Origin of the sequence: Micromonospora sp. S-DT3-3-22, assembly GCF_015354745.1 — a bacterium.
Taxonomy (GTDB): domain Bacteria; phylum Actinomycetota; class Actinomycetes; order Mycobacteriales; family Micromonosporaceae; genus Micromonospora; species Micromonospora wenchangensis.
This window is the reverse complement of record NZ_JACGMO010000151.1, coordinates 1-16,715: the sequence shown is the minus strand read 5'-3', so window position 1 is coordinate 16,715 and position 16,715 is coordinate 1. Positions and strand designations below refer to the sequence as shown.

At 74.3% G+C, this 16,715-nt stretch carries 14 protein-coding genes and 1 pseudogene; 9 read left to right on the top strand and 6 right to left on the bottom strand.

Going from position 1 to position 16,715, the window contains the following annotated elements:
• On the top strand, nt 1-441 hold a 441-nt coding region (locus H1A17_RS29920), incomplete at its 5' end, for a helix-turn-helix transcriptional regulator (RefSeq protein WP_228544488.1).
• Between the two features lie 11 nt (nt 442-452).
• Here the strand turns inward: H1A17_RS29920 and H1A17_RS29915 are convergent.
• Complete coding sequence (locus H1A17_RS29915; protein WP_145921692.1) at nt 453-863, bottom strand: DUF5319 domain-containing protein; 411 nt, start codon at nt 861-863, stop codon at nt 453-455.
• 196 nt (nt 864-1,059) lie between these two features.
• On the opposite strand from H1A17_RS29915, the gene guaB reads away from it, so the two are divergent.
• From guaB to H1A17_RS29900, 3 genes are all read left to right on the top strand, one after another.
• A complete protein-coding gene (gene guaB / locus H1A17_RS29910; protein WP_145921691.1) occupies nt 1,060-2,640 on the top strand; it encodes an IMP dehydrogenase in 1,581 nt (526 codons plus the stop codon).
• Between the two features lie 30 nt (nt 2,641-2,670).
• Nucleotides 2,671-3,789, top strand: a complete 1,119-nt coding sequence (locus tag H1A17_RS29905; protein WP_088645785.1) for a GuaB3 family IMP dehydrogenase-related protein — start codon at nt 2,671-2,673, stop codon at nt 3,787-3,789.
• A 237-nt stretch (nt 3,790-4,026) separates the two neighbouring features.
• Nucleotides 4,027-5,478: a M1 family metallopeptidase gene (locus tag H1A17_RS29900; protein WP_145921690.1), complete on the top strand. Its 1,452-nt coding sequence runs from the start codon at nt 4,027-4,029 to the stop codon at nt 5,476-5,478.
• Between the two features lie 16 nt (nt 5,479-5,494).
• On the opposite strand, the gene H1A17_RS29895 is transcribed toward H1A17_RS29900, so the two are convergent.
• Entirely contained in the window at nt 5,495-6,619 is a 1,125-nt protein-coding gene (locus H1A17_RS29895; protein ID WP_145921689.1) for an LCP family protein, read from the bottom strand.
• A 123-nt stretch (nt 6,620-6,742) separates the two neighbouring features.
• On the opposite strand from H1A17_RS29895, the gene H1A17_RS29890 reads away from it, so the two are divergent.
• Nucleotides 6,743-8,443: an FAD-dependent oxidoreductase gene (locus H1A17_RS29890; protein ID WP_145921688.1), complete on the top strand. Its 1,701-nt coding sequence runs from the start codon at nt 6,743-6,745 to the stop codon at nt 8,441-8,443.
• Between the two features lie 78 nt (nt 8,444-8,521).
• On the top strand, nt 8,522-10,078 hold the full coding sequence (gene guaA / locus H1A17_RS29885) for a glutamine-hydrolyzing GMP synthase (RefSeq protein ID WP_145921687.1): 1,557 nt from the start codon (nt 8,522-8,524) through the stop codon (nt 10,076-10,078).
• Between the two features lie 7 nt (nt 10,079-10,085).
• Here guaA and H1A17_RS29880 read toward each other — a convergent pair whose 3' ends face one another.
• The gene (locus H1A17_RS29880; protein WP_145921686.1) at nt 10,086-10,430 is read right to left on the bottom strand and encodes a PspC domain-containing protein; all 345 of its coding nucleotides are present in this window, start codon (nt 10,428-10,430) and stop codon (nt 10,086-10,088) included.
• Nucleotides 10,431-10,574: 144 nt separating this feature from the next.
• Here H1A17_RS29880 and H1A17_RS29875 point away from each other — a divergent pair, with 144 nt between their 5' ends.
• The 3 genes from H1A17_RS29875 to H1A17_RS29865 all read left to right on the top strand — a co-directional run bounded on the left by H1A17_RS29875 (nt 10,575) and on the right by H1A17_RS29865 (nt 13,918).
• Nucleotides 10,575-11,525, top strand: a complete 951-nt coding sequence (locus tag H1A17_RS29875) for an NUDIX hydrolase (protein WP_145921685.1) — start codon at nt 10,575-10,577, stop codon at nt 11,523-11,525.
• 121 nt (nt 11,526-11,646) lie between these two features.
• Nucleotides 11,647-12,621: an NUDIX domain-containing protein gene (locus H1A17_RS29870; protein WP_145921684.1), complete on the top strand. Its 975-nt coding sequence runs from the start codon at nt 11,647-11,649 to the stop codon at nt 12,619-12,621.
• Nucleotides 12,622-12,988: 367 nt separating this feature from the next.
• Nucleotides 12,989-13,918: a phosphatidylcholine/phosphatidylserine synthase gene (locus H1A17_RS29865; protein WP_194823460.1), complete on the top strand. Its 930-nt coding sequence runs from the start codon at nt 12,989-12,991 to the stop codon at nt 13,916-13,918.
• 70 nt (nt 13,919-13,988) lie between these two features.
• Here H1A17_RS29865 and H1A17_RS29860 read toward each other — a convergent pair whose 3' ends face one another.
• The 3 genes and pseudogenes from H1A17_RS29860 to H1A17_RS29850 all read right to left on the bottom strand — a co-directional run.
• A complete protein-coding gene (locus tag H1A17_RS29860) occupies nt 13,989-15,236 on the bottom strand; it encodes a phosphatidylserine decarboxylase (protein WP_145921682.1) in 1,248 nt (415 codons plus the stop codon).
• A 456-nt stretch (nt 15,237-15,692) separates the two neighbouring features.
• A pseudogene (locus tag H1A17_RS35715) lies at nt 15,693-15,938 on the bottom strand (hypothetical protein); the annotation flags it as partial.
• A partial coding sequence (locus H1A17_RS29850; protein WP_228544487.1) for a LiaF domain-containing protein occupies nt 15,935-16,715 on the bottom strand: 781 nt, incomplete at its 5' end. The gene H1A17_RS29850 and the pseudogene H1A17_RS35715, both read right to left, overlap by 4 nt.

Here is a 16,715-nt window from a genome sequence, read left to right as displayed (position 1 = left end):
GAGGTGTTCGCCAGCGCGGCCGACCAGGTGATCGTGGTCCGGTTGACCGCCGACCGGGCCAACGCGATCATCGCGCCGGGCTGGTCGCCGACGCCGGCCGACGGTACGCCCGGTGCGCCGTCGGTGGTGCCCGTGCAGCGCGGCGACGACGAGGTCGAGGGGGACCAGGAGGGCACGTCGGCCGAGCCGGCCCCGGCCGCCGGGTTGCCCCGCCCGACCTCCGGCGCACGCGCCGGCCGGACCTCGGTCGGGCTGACCGAACGGGAACTCCAGGTGCTGCTGGGCATGGCCGAGGGCAAGAGCAACGCGGAGATCGGGCGGGAACTGTTCGTCTCGGAGGACACCGTCAAGACGCACGCCCGGCGGCTGTTCCGCAAGCTCGGCGCCCGGGACCGGGCGCACGCGGTGGCCGCCGGCTTCCGCGCCGGCCTGGTCGCCTGAACGCCCCTGGGTCAGTCGTCCGGGTCGGTGTCGTCGCCTGCGGACTCGGTCAGCGTGTCGTGCACCCCGTCGGCGTAGCCCCGGGCGTAGTCCCAGGTGACGTAGTGGTCCGGGTCGGGGTCGTAGGCCGGCTCGTGCACCCGGGGCCGGCCCGAGCTGAGCAGGTGCCGCAGGTTGCCCCGGAGCAGGTCCCAGTCGAAGTAGTGCGGCTCGCGACAGTCCTCGCACTCGATGACCAGCCCGCGTACCCCGATCGGGGACAGCAGGGCCTGGTAGATCTCCAGGTCGGCGAGGTCTTCCAGCACGTCCTGCCGCTCGACCTCGGTCAGCGGGTCGAGCGGGGCGTCGTCGCCCGGATCGTCCAGCCCCGCAGCCGGATCGGCCGGGTCGCCGTTGAACGGGTCGATGGGCTCGTCGTGCACCCCCTCACCGTAGACCCAACCCTCGCCGCACGCGCCCCCCGGCGGTCGCTGTGGCGTCGCCGACCCCGACCGGTCACCGGCGAGGGCCGCCCTGCTCAGTGGGTACGATGAGACGACTCGCCGTCACCCCGGCGTGCGCCGGTTGCCGCGCGCGCCGCCTCGCTGAATCCCGTCCGAGCAGCTCAGGGGAGCAATCGTGGAGAATTCGCCCAGCACCGATCTTCCGGCCGGCACCGATCTTCCGGCCGGCGTCGACAGCGGCGAGTGGGGCGGCCACCTGCCGGAGCTGCCGGCCGGGTCGGCGCGGGTGGTGCCGCTCGGGCTGACCTTCGACGACGTGCTGCTCCAGCCCGGCGAGTCGGACGTGGTGCCCAGTCGGGTGAACACCCGCACCCGGCTCACCCGCAACGTGGAGCTGTCCATCCCGCTGCTGTCCAGCGCGATGGACACCGTCACCGAGGCCCGGATGGCGATCGCGATGGCCCGCCAGGGCGGCATCGGCGTGCTGCACCGCAACCTGTCCCTGGAGGACCAGGCGCTCCAGGTCGACCTGGTCAAGCGCTCCGAGTCCGGCATGATCACCAACCCGGTGACGGCCAGCCCCGAGGACACCCTGCGTGAGGTCGACGAGCTGTGCGGCCGCTACCGCATCTCCGGCGTACCGGTGGTCGACGGCGAGGGTCAGCTCGTGGGCATCGTCACCAACCGGGACATGCGGTTCGTCTCCGACCCGGCCACCCCGGTCCACGCGATCATGACCCGGACGCCGCTGGTCACCGCCCCGGTCGGGGTGAGCAAGGACGACGCGCTCACGCTGCTGCGCCAGCACAAGGTCGAGAAGCTGCCGATCGTGGACGACTCGGGGCGGCTGCGCGGGCTGATCACCGTCAAGGACTTCACCAAGAGCGAGCAGTACCCGGACGCGACCAAGGACGACGCCGGCCGGCTGCGGGTCGCCGCCGCCATCGGGGTCGGCGAGGACGCCTACAAGCGGGCCCGGACCCTGGTCGACGCGGGTGTCGACGTGCTGATCGTGGACACCGCGCACGGCCACCAGCGGGCCGTGCTGGACATGGTCCGCCGGCTCAAGGCCGACGTCACGATCGACATCGTGGGCGGCAACGTGGCCACCTACGCCGGGGCGAAGGCCCTGGTCGACGCCGGTGCCGACGGCGTCAAGGTGGGCGTCGGCCCGGGTGCCATCTGCACCACCCGGATCGTCGCCGGGGTCGGGGTGCCGCAGGTGACCGCGATCATGGAGGCGGCCCGCGCGGCCCGTCCGGCCGGCGTCCCGGTGATCGGCGACGGCGGCATCCAGTATTCCGGCGACATCGCCAAGGCCCTGGTGGCCGGTGCCGACACGGTGATGCTCGGCAGCCTGCTGGCCGGCTGCGAGGAGAGCCCCGGCGAGTTGATCTTCGTCAACGGCAAGCAGTTCAAGGCGTACCGGGGGATGGGGTCGCTGGGCGCGATGCAGTCCCGGGGCCAGGCCAAGTCGTACAGCAAGGACCGCTACTTCCAGCAGGACGTGCTCAGCGACGACAAGCTGGTGCCGGAGGGCGTGGAGGGCCAGGTGCCCTACCGGGGGCCGCTGTCCCGGGTGGCCCACCAGCTCGTCGGCGGGCTGCGGCTGGCGATGGGGTACGCCGGCGCGGAGAACATTCCCGACCTGCACCACCGGGGCCAGCTCATCCGGATCACGGCGGCCGGGCTCAAGGAGAGCCACCCGCACGACATCCAGATGACCGTCGAGGCCCCCAACTACCACACCCGCTGACCCACCACCCCAAACCACCTGGAGTCCCTCATGCGTGACGTGGTCGAGATCGGGCTGGGCAAGACCGCGCAGCGCGGCTACCACCTGGACGACATCGCCATCGTGCCCAGCCGGCGGACCAGGGACGTCGACGACGTCTCCACCGGCTGGCAGCTCGACGCCTACCAGTTCGACATCCCCTGCGTCGGTCACCCGTCGGACGCCACCATGAGCCCCGCCTCGGCCGTCCGGCTCGGGCAGCTCGGCGGCCTGGGCGTGCTCAACGTCGAGGGCCTCTGGACCCGCTACGAGAACCCGACCAAGGTGCTGGAGGAGCTGGCCGGGCTGGGCGAGGACGCCCGCGCCACCAAGCGGCTCCAGGAGGTCTACGCCGAGCCGATCCGCCCCGACCTGATCGCCGAGCGGGTCCGCGAGCTGCGGGCCGGCGGCAGCACGGTGGCCGTGCGGGTGTCCCCGCAGCACACCCTGGCGCTGGCCCCGGTGATCCTGGACGCGGGCGTCGACATCCTGGTCATCCAGGGCACCATCGTCTCGGCCGAGCACGTCTCGACCACCGACGAGCCGTTGAACCTCAAGGAGTTCATCGCCGACCTCGACCTGCCGGTGGTCGTCGGCGGCTGCACCGACTACAAGACGGCGCTGCACCTGATGCGCACCGGCGCCGCCGGGGTGATCGTCGGCATCGGTGGTGACGACTGGTCGACCAGCGAGTCGGTGCTCGGCATCCGGGTGCCGATGGCCACCGCGATCGCCGACGCCGCCGCGGCCCGCCGCGACTATCTCGACGAGACCGGTGGACGCTACGTGCACCTCATCGCCGACGGCGACATCCAGACCTCCGGCGACATCGCCAAGGCGCTCGGCTGCGGCGCGGACGCGGTGATGCTCGGCGAACCGCTGTCGCTGTGCGAGGAGGCCCCGGCCGGCGGCGCCTGGTGGCACTCGGCGGCCAGCCACCCGTCCCTGCCGCGCGGGGCGTTCGAGGTGGCCGGTGAGCCGCTCGGTTCGATGGAGCGGCTGCTGTTCGGCCCCGCCGACGAGCCGGACGGCCAGCTCAACCTGTTCGGTGGGCTGCGTCGGGCGATGGCCAAGTGCGGCTACCGCGACCTGAAGGAGTTCCAGCGGGTCGGCCTGGTCCTCGACCGCTGACCCGCCAGGCACGACGGCCGGCCGGCCCCGGTGTGGGCCGGCCGGCCGTCGCGGCCCGTCTCGCCGTCGGGTCCGCCGTTCGACCCCGCCGGCCGGTCCTGCCCGGGTCTGCCGTTCGGCCCTGCCGTGGGGCCGCCGACCCGCCCTGCCGTCGGTCCGTCGTTCGGCGCACACGGGGTCGGCCCGCTCGGTAGGCTGCGCGCACGGCGGGGCGGCGAACGGGGGACGAAGGTGGCCATGAGCCGGAACCGGCGCGGCCTCGCGCTGCTCGTCACCGGGGCGCTCGCCCTGGCCGGCTGCACCGCCGACCCGGAGCCCCGCAACGCGCCCCGGTCGACCCCTTCCCCGGGGGCGACCCCGGGTGTGACCCCCGGCCCGGCCGGCGTCGGCGACCCGTACTTCCCGACCGCCGGCAACAGCGGGTACGACGTCGAGCGGTACACCCTCAAGGTCCGCTACGACCCGGCCAGCGACGAGCTGCGCGGTGACGCCACCGTCCGGGCCACCGCCGGGGCCGACCTGCCGCTGTTCCACCTCGACCTGGCCGGGCTGACGGTGCGCCGGGTGACCGTGGACGGCGCCCCGGCCCGGCACACCCGGGAGGGGACCGAGCTGGTGGTCACCCCGGCCGCCCCGGTCCGCGCCGGAACGGCCTTCACCGTCCAGGTCGGCTACGACGGCCGGCCGGAGCCGTTGCGCAACGAGACGATCGGCGAGGGCGGCTGGCTGCACACCGCCGACGGCGCGGTCGCCCTCGGCCAACCCGAGTCGGCGAGCACCTGGTTCCCGGTCAACGACCACCCCTCCGACAAGGCCGCCTACGACTTCGAGATCACCGTGCCGAAGGGGCTGGTCGCGGTCGCCAACGGGGTGCCGAAGGGACAGCGTCCGGCGGCCGGCGGCTTCACCACGTGGCGCTGGTCGGAGGCCGCCCCGATGGCCAGTTACCTGAGCACGGTGGTGATCGGGAAGTACCGCACCAGCACCGGCGAGCACCAGGGCCGGCCGGTGTTCAGCGCGGTCGCCGACAGCCTGCCCCGGGGGGCCGCCGACGAGTCGATCGCCCGCACCGTGGCGGTCGCCGACTACCTGGAGAGCGTCTTCGGGCCGTACCCGTTCGCGGCGTACGGCGGGGTGGTGGTCGACGAGCCCCGGATCAGGTACGCGTTGGAGACGCAGAGCCGGCCGGTCTACTCGGCCAACTTCTTCCGGGCCGGCGAGAACACCGGGGTGGTCGCGCACGAGCTGGCCCACCAGTGGTTCGGCGACAGCGTGTCGGTGGCCCGCTGGGCGGACATCTGGCTCAACGAAGGGCTGGCCACGTACGCCGAGTGGCTCTGGGCCGAACACGAGGGCCGGGACACCGCGCAGGCCGCCTTCGAGCAGCAGTACGCCGCGTCCGACGACCAGGTCTGGCGGGTGCCGCCGGCCGCGCCCGGGGTGGCGAACCTGTTCAGCGAGTCGGTCTACCAGCGGGGCGGGATGGCGGTGCACGCGCTGCGGGTGACGGTCGGCGACGACGCGTTCTTCCGCCTGCTGAAGACCTGGGCGGCCGAGAAGCGCAACGGCAACGCCACCACCGCCGAGTTCGTGGCGACCGCCGAGCGGGTCAGCGGGCAGCAGCTCGACGACCTCTTCGCCGCCTGGCTGTACGGCACCGAGCGTCCCGCCCCGCCCACCCGCCGCTGAGCGCGTCCCCCGACGGTCAGTTCTTCACCCGCAGCTCGGGGTGGGCGTCCAGGTAGCTCTCGGCCTTGCCGGCCTTGAGCGCGGGCAGGAATCCCTTGCCGACGCTGGTCAGCTGCTCGCCCCGGTAGCTGCTGCCCTTGCCCACCCCGTCGCCGGGCAGCCCGACCAGGGTGATCCGGTCGGCGCTCAGTCCGCCCAGGGCGTACGCCAGGTCGACGATCCGGGGGCCGCCCGCGTAGACCAGGGTGTCGCCGAGCGCCGACACCACCTGCTCGACCCGGTCGGGCTCGCGGGCCAGGTTCTCGTTGAGGATCTTGGCGGCCAGCGCCCGGAGGAGCTGCTGCTGGTGGCGCTGCCGGGCGTAGTCGCCGCCGGCGATGTAGCGCTGCCGGGCGTAGTCCAGCGCCTGCCAGCCGTTGAGGTGCCGCTCGCCCTTCTCGTAGACCATCTGCGGGCCGGTGTACCCGCCGCCGCCCGGGGCCGGGTCGCGGTACTTGCCGTCCGGCCGGCGGTGCAGCGAGGGGACCCGCTGGTCGACATAGAGGTCCACCCCGCCGAGGGTGTCGACCAGCCGGTCGAAGCCGTTGAAGGTGACCACCGCACCGGCGTCGAAACGCAGCCCGGTGTAGCCGCTGACCGTGCTGCGCAGCAGCTCGTACCCCTGGGCGGCGCTGGGGTTCCTGGGTTTGCCCGGCACCCGGCTGCCGTAGCTCATCGCGTGGGTGAGCTTCGTCCGGCCGCCCCGGTAGCCCGACTTCGGGAACGCCGGGATGTCGACCACCAGGTCGCGGGGGAGCGAGAAGAGGTACGCCCGGTCCAGCCCGGCCGGCACGTGCAGGATCAGCACCGCGTCGCCGTGCGGTTCCCAGCCGGGCACGCTGACCCGGGTGTCCACCCCGACCAGGAGCAGGTTGAGCGGGCCGGTGATCGAGGCCCCGGGAGGCGGGGTCGGGCTGGGGGTGGGGCTCGGCGTCGGCGTCGGGCCGGCGGTCGTGGCGGCCGGCCCGGCCGTACGCCGTGGCTCGTCGTCGCGGACCACCCGGGTCACCACCAGGGCGGCCACCCCCACCAGGACGACCACGGCCAGGGCGGCCAGTCCCCACACCCAGCGTGGTCGTCCCGTTCCGGTTTCCTGACTCATCGCTCGCCACCCCCGTCTGCACAACGCTTCGACCGGCCCCCCGGGTTGCGGTCGGCGACGGTCAGCATGATCGCGCGAAATCCGGCACTGGCGCGATGGCTACCCGCCGGTAATGATGCGGTCATGCGGTACGACGTGCTCGTCATCGGGTCCGGCTTCGGCGGCAGCGTCACCGCGCTGCGGCTGGCCGAGAAGGGCTACACCGTCGGCGTGCTGGAGGCGGGCCGGCGGTTCGCCGACGACGAGTTCCCGCAGACCTCCTGGCGGCTGCGCCGGTTCCTCTGGGCCCCCCGCCTGGGCTGCTACGGGCTGCAACGGATCAGCCTGCTCCGCCCGGCCGCCCGGGGTGCCGCCGGCGGGGTGCTGGTGCTCTCCGGTGCCGGCGTCGGCGGCGGCTCCCTGGTCTACGCGAACACCCTCTACCAGCCACCGGACGCCTTCTACGCCGATCCGCAGTGGCGCGACGTCACCGACTGGCGGGCCGAACTCGCCCCCCACTACGACCAGGCCGGACGGATGCTCGGGGTCACCCCGTACCCCCGGAGCACGGGCGCGGACCGGGCGATGCGGACGGTGGCCGAGCGGATGGGGGTCGGGCACACCTTCGGGCCCACCCCGGTGGGGGTGCACCTCGGCCGCCCCGGCGAGCGGGTGGCGGACCCGTACTTCGGCGGGGCGGGGCCGGAACGCACCGGCTGCACACACTGCGGGTCGTGCATGACCGGCTGCCGGCACGGCGCCAAGAACACCCTGGTCAAGAACTACCTGTGGCTGGCCGAACGGCTCGGCGCGCGGGTCCACCCGCTGACCACGGTCACCGCCGTGCGGCCGGCCGACGGTGGGGGCTACCTGGTGCACGCCGTGCGTACCGGCGCCTGGCTGCGGCGGCGTCGCCAGGTGTTCCACGCCGACCAGGTGGTCTTCGCGGCCGGTGCGCTCGGCACCCAGCGGCTGCTGCACGCGATGAAACAGACCGGCGCGCTGCCCCACCTGTCGGACCGCCTCGGCGCGTTGACCCGGACCAACTCGGAGGCGATCCTCGGCGCGTCGGTCGGCCGCCGGCAGGCCCGGCAGCGGGGGCTGGACTTCACCGACGGGGTGGCGATCACCAGCTCGTTCCATCCCGACCCGCAGACCCACGTCGAGCCGGTCCGCTACGGCCGGGGCGCGAACGCGATGGGGCTGCTCCAGTCGTTGCTGGTCGACGGCGGACCGCACCGGGTGCGGCGCTGGCTGGGCGCGATCGTGCGGCAGCCCCGGCTGGCCGCCCGGATGCTCTCGGTGCGGCACTGGTCCGAGCGGACGGTGATCGCGCTGGTGATGCAGTCGGCGGACAACTCGCTGACCACCCGCTGGCAGCGGGGGCCGCTGGGCCGGCGGCGGCTGGTCTCCGGCCCCGGGCACGGTGCGCCCCACCCGACCTGGATTCCGGCCGGCAACCGGGCGGTCCGGCTGCTCGCCGAGGAGATCGGCGGCACCCCGGGCGGGGCGTTGACCGAACCGTTCGACATCCCGATGACCGCGCACATCCTCGGCGGAGCGGTGATCGGCGGCACCCCGGCCGACGGCGTGATCGACCCCTGGCACCGGGTGTACGGCCACCCGGGGCTGCACGTGGTCGACGGGGCGGCGGTCTCGGCGAACCTCGGGGTGAACCCGTCGCTGACGATCACCGCGCAGGCGGAGCGGGCGATGTCGTACTGGCCGAACAAGGGCGAACCGGACCCCCGGCCGCCGCTCGGGTCGGCGTACACCCGGGTGGCGGCGGTGCCCCCGCGGCACCCGGCGGTCCCGGCGGACGCCCCCGGCGCGCTGCGCCGCTGACCGGCGCTGACCGGGTGCGGCGCGCCCGGGGGCGGCCCGTGCCCGGGGCGGGTGTGACTGTCGGTAGGCTTTGCCCACATGAGCACGCCTCGCCCCGTCCTCGTGGTGGACTTCGGAGCCCAGTACGCCCAGCTCATCGCGCGCCGGGTGCGCGAGGCGAAGGTCTATTCGGAGATCGTCCCGCACTCCATGCCGGTCGCCGAGATGCTGGCGAAGGACCCGGCCGCGATCATCCTGTCCGGCGGCCCGTCCAGCGTCTACGCCCCGGACGCCCCGCAGATCGACGCCGGGTTGTTCGACGCGGGCGTGCCGGTGTTCGGCATCTGCTACGGCTTCCAGGCGATGGCCCAGGCGCTCGGCGGCACGGTCGCCCGGACCGGCAACCGGGAGTACGGCGGCACCCCGCTGCGTCCCCGGCTGCTCGATCCGGGGGTGCTGCTGCGGGACCTGCCGGCGGACCTGCCGGTCTGGATGAGCCACGGCGACGCGGTGACCGAGGCCCCCGCCGGCTTCACGGTGACCGCCGAGTCGGCCGGCGCCCCGGTCGCCGCCTTCGAGGACCTGGCCGGTCGCCGGGCCGGCGTGCAGTTCCACCCCGAGGTGGGGCACACCGCGCAGGGGCAGGAGATGCTCCGCCGCTTCCTCTACGACATCGCCGGCATCGAGCCCACCTGGACGCCGCAGAACATCATCGACGAGCAGGTGGCCCGGATCCGGGCCCAGGTCGGCGACAAGGAGGTCATCTGCGGCCTGAGCGGCGGGGTCGACTCGGCGGTCGCCGCCGCGCTGGTGCACCGGGCGGTGGGTGACCAGCTCACCTGCGTCTTCGTCGACCACGGCCTGCTGCGGGCCGGCGAGGCCGAGCAGGTGGAGAAGGACTACGTGGCGGCCACCGGCATCAAGCTCAAGGTGGTCGACGCGGCCGAGCGGTTCCTCGGCGCGCTGGCCGGGGTGACCGACCCGGAGCAGAAGCGGAAGATCATCGGCCGGGAGTTCATCCGGGTCTTCGAGGCCGCCGCCCGGGAGGTCGCCGCGCACGGCGACGTCGAGTTCCTGGTGCAGGGCACCCTCTACCCGGACGTGGTCGAGTCCGGCGGCGGCACCGGCACCGCCAACATCAAGAGCCACCACAACGTCGGCGGTCTGCCGGAGGATCTGAAGTTCGCCCTGGTCGAGCCGCTGCGCACGCTGTTCAAGGACGAGGTCCGGGCGCTCGGGCTCCAGTTGGGGCTGCCCGAGGCGATGGTGTGGCGGCACCCGTTCCCGGGGCCGGGGCTGGCCATCCGGATCATCGGCGCGGTCGACCGGGAGCGGTTGGCGCTGCTGCGCCAGGCCGACCTGATCGCCCGGGAGGAGCTGACCGCCGCCGGCCTGGACCGGGGCGTCTGGCAGTTCCCGGTGGTGCTCCTGGCCGACGTGCGCAGCGTCGGGGTGCAGGGTGACGGGCGCAGCTACGGGCATCCCGTGGTGCTGCGCCCGGTCTCCAGCGAGGACGCGATGACCGCCGACTGGTCCCGGCTGCCCTACGAGGTGGTGGCCCGGATCTCCACCCGGATCACCAACGAGGTCGCCGAGGTCAACCGGGTGGTCCTGGACGTGACCAGCAAGCCGCCGGGCACCATCGAGTGGGAGTGAGCCGGGCTCAGCCGGCCGTCGGCGGGGTCGCCGGCGGCTGAGGCTGCGGCCCGGTCACCGGCCCGCCCGGCTGCTGCGGCCAGGCGGTCGGGGCCGCCTGCGGCTGCGCCGCCGGGTGCGGCCAGGCCGGCGCGCCGGCCGGCTCCTCGGGCATCAGGAACCACATGACCGGGTACGCCAGCGCGGCGACACCGCCGGTGACCAGGGTCGCCACCGCGAACAGCACCCGGACGAGGGTGGGGTCGACGGCGAAGTAGCGGCCGAGGCCGCTGGCGACGCCGGCCACCATCCGGTCGGTGGTCGGCCTGCGGAGTTGCTTGTACGGGGCGTGGGGGGTGCTCGTCGAGGTCATGTCTCCACGGTCCGCGCCGGACGCCCCGTCGACCTCGGTGACCGCCCGGATGCCTACCCTGATCGATCCCTGAGTGACCAGCCCTGAGTCAGGAATCCGACTCTTTTCCGCGTCGGTAACGCGACCCGGGGAGAATTTGGCTCCGTGACCACCTTGCTGGAGCCGCTCCGCAGGATCGCGGCATATGCAGTCTGTGCAGATTCAGTCGGCCGAGTGTTGCTGGTCCGCGCATCGGAGCGCTCCGGCACCCCCGGCGTATGGTCCCTGCCCGGTGGGGCGGTCGACCACGGCGAGGACCCGAACCACACCGTCGTCCGGGAGACCGCCGCCGAGACGGGCCTCTCGGTCGCCGTCGCCGGCCTGGCCGACGTCCTGGCCGACATGCGCGCCCTGCCCGAGCGGGGCATCACCATCCACACCGACCGCCTGATCTACCAGGTGTCGGTACGCGGCGGCACCCTCACCGACCGGGTGGACCGCTCCACCGACCTGGCCCGCTGGTACACCCTCGACGAGGCGCGGGAGTTGCCGCTGCGGGCCTTCACCGCCCGCGCGCTGGGGCTGCCGGCGTCCTCGGCCGACGTGGTTCCCGACGAGGCCCCCGAGTTCCCCTCCTTCTACGCCGTGCCCGGCCCGGACGGGCTGCACCGGGCGCAGCGCTTCGCCGCGTACGCGGTGGCCACCGACCCGGACGGCCGGGTGCTGCTCACCCGGGTCTCCGACGGCTACCCGGGCGCGGGCTGCTGGCACCTGCCCGGCGGCGGCACCGACTACGGCGAGCAGCCGGGTGCGGCGCTGATCCGGGAACTGGTCGAGGAGACCGGGCAGACCGGCCGGCTGGTCGAGCTGCTCGGGGTGGCCAGCCACCGCGACGCCGCCTCGCTCGGCCCGGAGGGCTACCCGATCGACTGGCACGGCGTGCGGGCCTTCTACCGGGTGATGGTCGACCAGCCCGCCCCGCCGACCGTCACCGACGTGGGCGGCTCGACCTGCGAGGCCCGCTGGTTCGCCCGGGACGAGCTGGGCGCCCTGCCCACCGACCGGCTCACCGAGGTCACCGCCGAGGCCGTCCAGGCCGCCCGGCTCACCGCCTGACCGGCCCCGCCCGCCGGCCCGTCGGTGCGACCACCGGCGGCCGGTACGACGGCACCCGCCCCGCCCGGACGACCGCTAGCCTCATGATCGACGGCGGATCGCGCGGGCGGGGGAGGGTGACGTGCAGGAGCGACGACGGATCGCGGCGTACGGCTGGTGTGCGGACGAAGCGGGCCGGGTGCTGCTGGTACGCGTACGGCGCGGGGGCGGCGACAGCACCGGCGGGGCGGCGTCCGATCCGGCGGCGGGGCTCTGGCGGCTGCCCGGGGGCGCCGTGCGGCACGCGGAGCATCCGGCCGACACCGTGGTCCGCGAGTGCGCCGGGCAGACCGGGCTGGCCGTGGCGGTCGCCGGGATACGCGCCGCCGTCGCCGACCTGACCGCCGTGGACCCGGCGGACGCCGCCGGGCCGGTGCACACCGACCGGTTGGTGTTCGACGTCACGGTCCCGGGCGACCGGCCGGTGGCCGGGGGAACGCCACCGCCGGGGGTCGGCGGTGGCGACGGCCCCGGTGAGCTGGCCTGGTGCACCCCGCAGGAGGCGGCGACGCTGCCGCTGGCGTCGTTCACCGCCGACCTGCTCGGCCTGCCCGTCCCGCCGCCTCCCGCCGGCCCGCCACCCGGTGTGCCGGTCGGGCCGGCGGCGGTGGGGTCGGCCGACCGGCGGCAGCGGTTCGCCGCGTACGGGCTGGTCACCGATCCCGACGGGCGGGTGCTGCTCACGATGATCGCGCCCGGCTATCCGGGTGCCGGCCTCTGGCACCTGCCCGGCGGCGGGACCGATCACGGTGAGCAGCCGGTCGACGGTCTGTTACGGGAACTGGTGGAGGAATCGGGTCAGCGGGGCCGGGTCGACCGGCTGATTCTGGCCGATAATCTGCACAATCCGGGCGCGGTGGGTCCCGAGGGGCGGCCGTTGGACTGGCACGGCGTACGGGTGATCTACCGGGTGCTGGTCGACGAGCCGACCGGGCCGGTGGTGACCGAACAGGCCGGTGGATCGACTGCTGACGCTGCCTGGTTCACGTATTCCCAGCTCAGTGCCTTGGATATGACCGACGTCGCGGTGATCGCCACCCGGTGGGCGGTCGGCTGACGGACGCTCGACGAGCCGACCGGGTGGTGCTCCGGTAAAGTCGGCCGTGCGGTTGGCGAAGAAAACGGGCGATGAAGTCCGAAAAACGGACCCAGAAGTCCGAGATGGGAACAAGACAGCGGTTTGCGCGGTTAACGAGGTTATAAGTACCGCCGGCAGCTATCGCCAACCACCACGCCGCTGTGCAATGGTGTACTCCGCTTGAACGGCTGCCGGGCCAAGAGCGGTCCGGCACGAGACAGCCGGACACCCGCCCGCACGGGCGGCCAGCCGATCCGGTGATGGAGGAAACGTGCCGAGAGCCCCATGGCGCCGGCGTCGTACGACTGACAGTCCGCGCCCCGCAGGGCGTCGCTGGGCGGGCCGGTTGCGCCGCAGCAGCACATTCGCCCGCCAGGTACTGCTGGTCCGGGTGGGTCGCCGGGACGGTGACCAGATCAGCGGCACCGATCTGGTCCTTCCCGAGCACCGCGTCGACCGCCAGCACCGCCGGTACGGCTTCGACCGTCGCGGTATCACCCTCGACCGCGCCGAGATCGAGGCGGTCGCCCCGGTCAGCCCGGTCCTGGGCCCCACCGCCGGAGTCGACGAGTCGCCCGCGATGGCGATCCCGCTGCTCCCCGGCGCGCGTACCCCCGCCCGGCGGATGAAGTTCGCGCTGGTCAACGCCTGCACCCTGGCCAGCCTGGTGCTCGGCATCAACGCCATCTTCGTCGCCATGAACGGCCAGACCCGGATCGCGGCCCTGCTGCTGATCGCCTGCGTCGCGTTCGACGGCCTCGACGGCGCGCTCGCCCGCAAGTTCGGCGTGGCCAGCCCGTTCGGGGCCCAGATGGACTCGCTTGCCGACATGTGCTCGTTCGGCCTGGCCGCCCCGGTGGTGGTCTACGCCTCGCTGGCCGGATCGGCCCCCACCGGCGCCGCAGCGGTCGCCGCGGCCCTGGTCGCGTCGTGCGCCGCGATCCGGCTCGCCCGGTTCAACGTCTCGCCGAAGGACGGCCGGTTCTTCTGCGGCGTACCGACCACGATGGCGGCGGCGGTGCTCGCGCTCGGCGTGGCCATCGGGCTGCCGCTGCCGGCGACCGTGCAGATCGGCGGGGTGGCGCTGCTCGCCTTCGCGATGGTCTCCAGCTTCCCGTACGCGAAGCTGGCCCGGCTGGTCAAGCTGCCGCCGTGGCTGTGGCTGGCCCCGGCCGTCGGCGCGCTGGTCGACATCCGGCTCACCTTCGCCCTCGTGGTGGTGGGCTACCTGGTCAGCGGGCCGCTGCTCTGGCTGCACCAGCGCCGTACCGCCTGACCCGTCCGCAGCGACAACGACAGGGGCGCCGCGACCGCGGCGCCCCTGTTCGCATCGGTACCGGGTCTGCTCAGCTCCAGCGGGCGATGACCGAGGAACCGCCGACCACCTTGTCGCCGGGGCCGACCAGCGGCGTGGCGGCGTCGGCCGGCAGGTAGACGTCGGTACGGGAGCCGAAACGGATCAGCCCGAACCGCTCCCCCCGGGCCAGCAGCGCCCCCACCGGAGCCCGCTGCACGATCCGGCGGGCGATCAACCCGGTCCGCTGCGCCACCACCACCGTGCCGTGTTCGGTGTCCAGCACCGTGTACGCGGCGACGTTGTGCTCCGCGTCCGGCTTCATCGCGTTGACGAAGCCGCCGTCGGCGACGAAGTAGTCGACCACCTTGCCGGCCACCGGCGAGCGGTTGACGTGCACGTCCAGCACCGACAGGAAGACCGCGATCCGCAGCCACTCGCCGTCGCCGAACCGCTCGTCGTACAGCCGTTGCACCGACAGCACCTGACCGTCGGCGGCGGCGACCACCGCGGACGGGTCCTCCGGCACGTCCCGCTGCGGGTCCCGGAAGAACGCGGCCACCGGGGCGGCGGCGAGCGCCGGCACCAGCCACAGCTTCGACTTCGGCCGGGCGACCCGGGCGACGGCGGCCAGGCCGAGCGCGATACCGGCCGCGGCGACCCCGTTCGAGTCGATGTGCATGCCCCGGGTCAGCGGCACACTCGACGGCCGGTACGCCGGGGCGAGCCGGGCGGCCGACGCGGCACCGGCGGGGGTGAACCGCAGGTGGTGCACCCGTACCGGCGGGGAGTTGCGCAGCACCAGGTCGGAACGCACACCGTGCAGCACGCCGTGCCGGTCCAGCTCGGCGGCGGCCCCCCCGGTACGGAACACCGGCGCGGCGACGCTGAGCACCGCGCCGTCGGTCAGGTACTTGGTGAGGCCGTCGACGGCGTCGCGGGCCTCCTCACCGGTGCCGGTGAACGGCTCGGCGGCGATGACCAGCTCGGCGGCGTCCGCCTCGGCCAGCGAGTCGACCACCCGTACCCGGTCGGCCACCCAGCGGCCCTGGGCCGTCACGTGGTCGCGCAGCGTGGCGGCGTCGGTCGTCGGGCCCGGCACGACGGTCAGCGTGTCGCCCGGCAGCAGCGCGTCGATCGCCGCGGCGAGGACCGCGGTCCCCGGGGCCGCACCCACCAGCAGGGCGGCCTTCGGGTCGTTGCGTCGGGCGAGTTCGGCGACGAGGGTACGGGCGGCACGCTCGCCGATGCGGACCGGACCGGGCGGACCGGAGGGGCGCACGGCGGGGGACTGGGTCATGTCGGGCGGGCTCCTGACGGGGTAGACGGACGTCGCGGCGGGACCGCCTCGGGTGCCCGGACGAGGCGCACCCGGGCCGGTGCCGGGCCGCCCGGCGCGCGGCCACCGGCGGGGCTCGGCCGACTGAGGCGGGATCTCCCCGGCCAGCATACGAGCCGGCGGAGGCCGCCCGCACCGGCGCGGTCAGCTCGGCGGCAGTGGTGGGGTGCCGGGTGGACCGGTGACCGGGTCGTCGGCCGGCCACCGCCGAGTGTCCCCGTCGTCGACCCGGGCCGGCTCGTCCTGCCCGGGCAGGCGGTCCACCGCGTCCGGCCGTCCCGGCTCGTCCGCCGGGTCACCGAGGTGCAGTTCGGCGGTGTCCCGCCAGCCGACCCGTTCGTCGGACCCACCCGAAGAACCGCCCACGGGGCTGCCCGTCGGGCCGCTGACCTGCCCACTCACCGGCCGGCCCGCCGGGTCGGCCGGGGCCGGGGTGGGGGTCGCGGCGCTGCCGTCGGCCGGGGACCCGGCGTCGGTGGTCCGCGCCGACCGGACCGCGCCGACCAGGCCGAGCAGCCCGATCAGCACCAGCGCGCCGGCCAGGAACCAGCCCACCGCCGGCAGGGCCAACCCGAGGATCTGGGCCAGCAGCCACCAGAGGGCGAGGCCGACGAAGAGCAGCCCGAAGACGAACGACACCAGGTCGGTGCGGTGGGCCTTCACCGGGTCACCTCCAGGTTGCCGGCGTTGACCTGGACGGTGAGCCGCAGCGTGCCGCCGCCGGCCCCGTCCGGGCCCAGGTCGGTGACCTGCCGTGCCTGTCCCTCGAATCCGGCGCTACGTCGCCCGAACACGGTCGCCTCCCCGGCCTTGACGTTGGTCACCACGGTGACGTCCACGTTCGGCGGGACCACGATGGTGGCCTCCCCGAAGTTGACCACCACGGTGAGGTCGGTGTCCCGCTTGTCGAAGTCCACCGCGCGCAGGTCCAGGGTGGTGTCGCCGAAGCTGTTCTCGTAGCGGTCGGCCAGCTCCCGGTAACTGGTGGGTGCCCAGGTGACCGCCCCGTCGACGCCCCGGACCCGGTCGTAGGACTCGGCGACGGTGGCGACGGCGAGCGCGGCGGCGGCGACCAGACCGAGGGCGATCAGCCAGCGGGCCCGCCCGAACCAGGTGCCCACCAGCAGGCCGAGCCCGATGGTGGCGAGCACCGCCGCGAAGTAGCCGGCCGCGCCGATCGGGAAGACGTCCAGCAGGTCCAGGATGGCCACCACGCCGAGGACCAGGAAGATCAGTGAGAAGGTCGCGGCACCCAGTGCCGAGCGTTCCTTCGGCTTCTTCGGCGGCTTGACCCGGGGCGCGGGCGGGGGCGGGCCTGACCCGGCGTACGGGCCGTGCGGGGCGAACGGTGGCCGGTAGCCCGTACCGGGTGGCGGGACGGCCGCCGGTGCGGCGGCGGGTCGACCGGGCACCGGTGGGCGGGGCGGCCAGCCCGGCGCC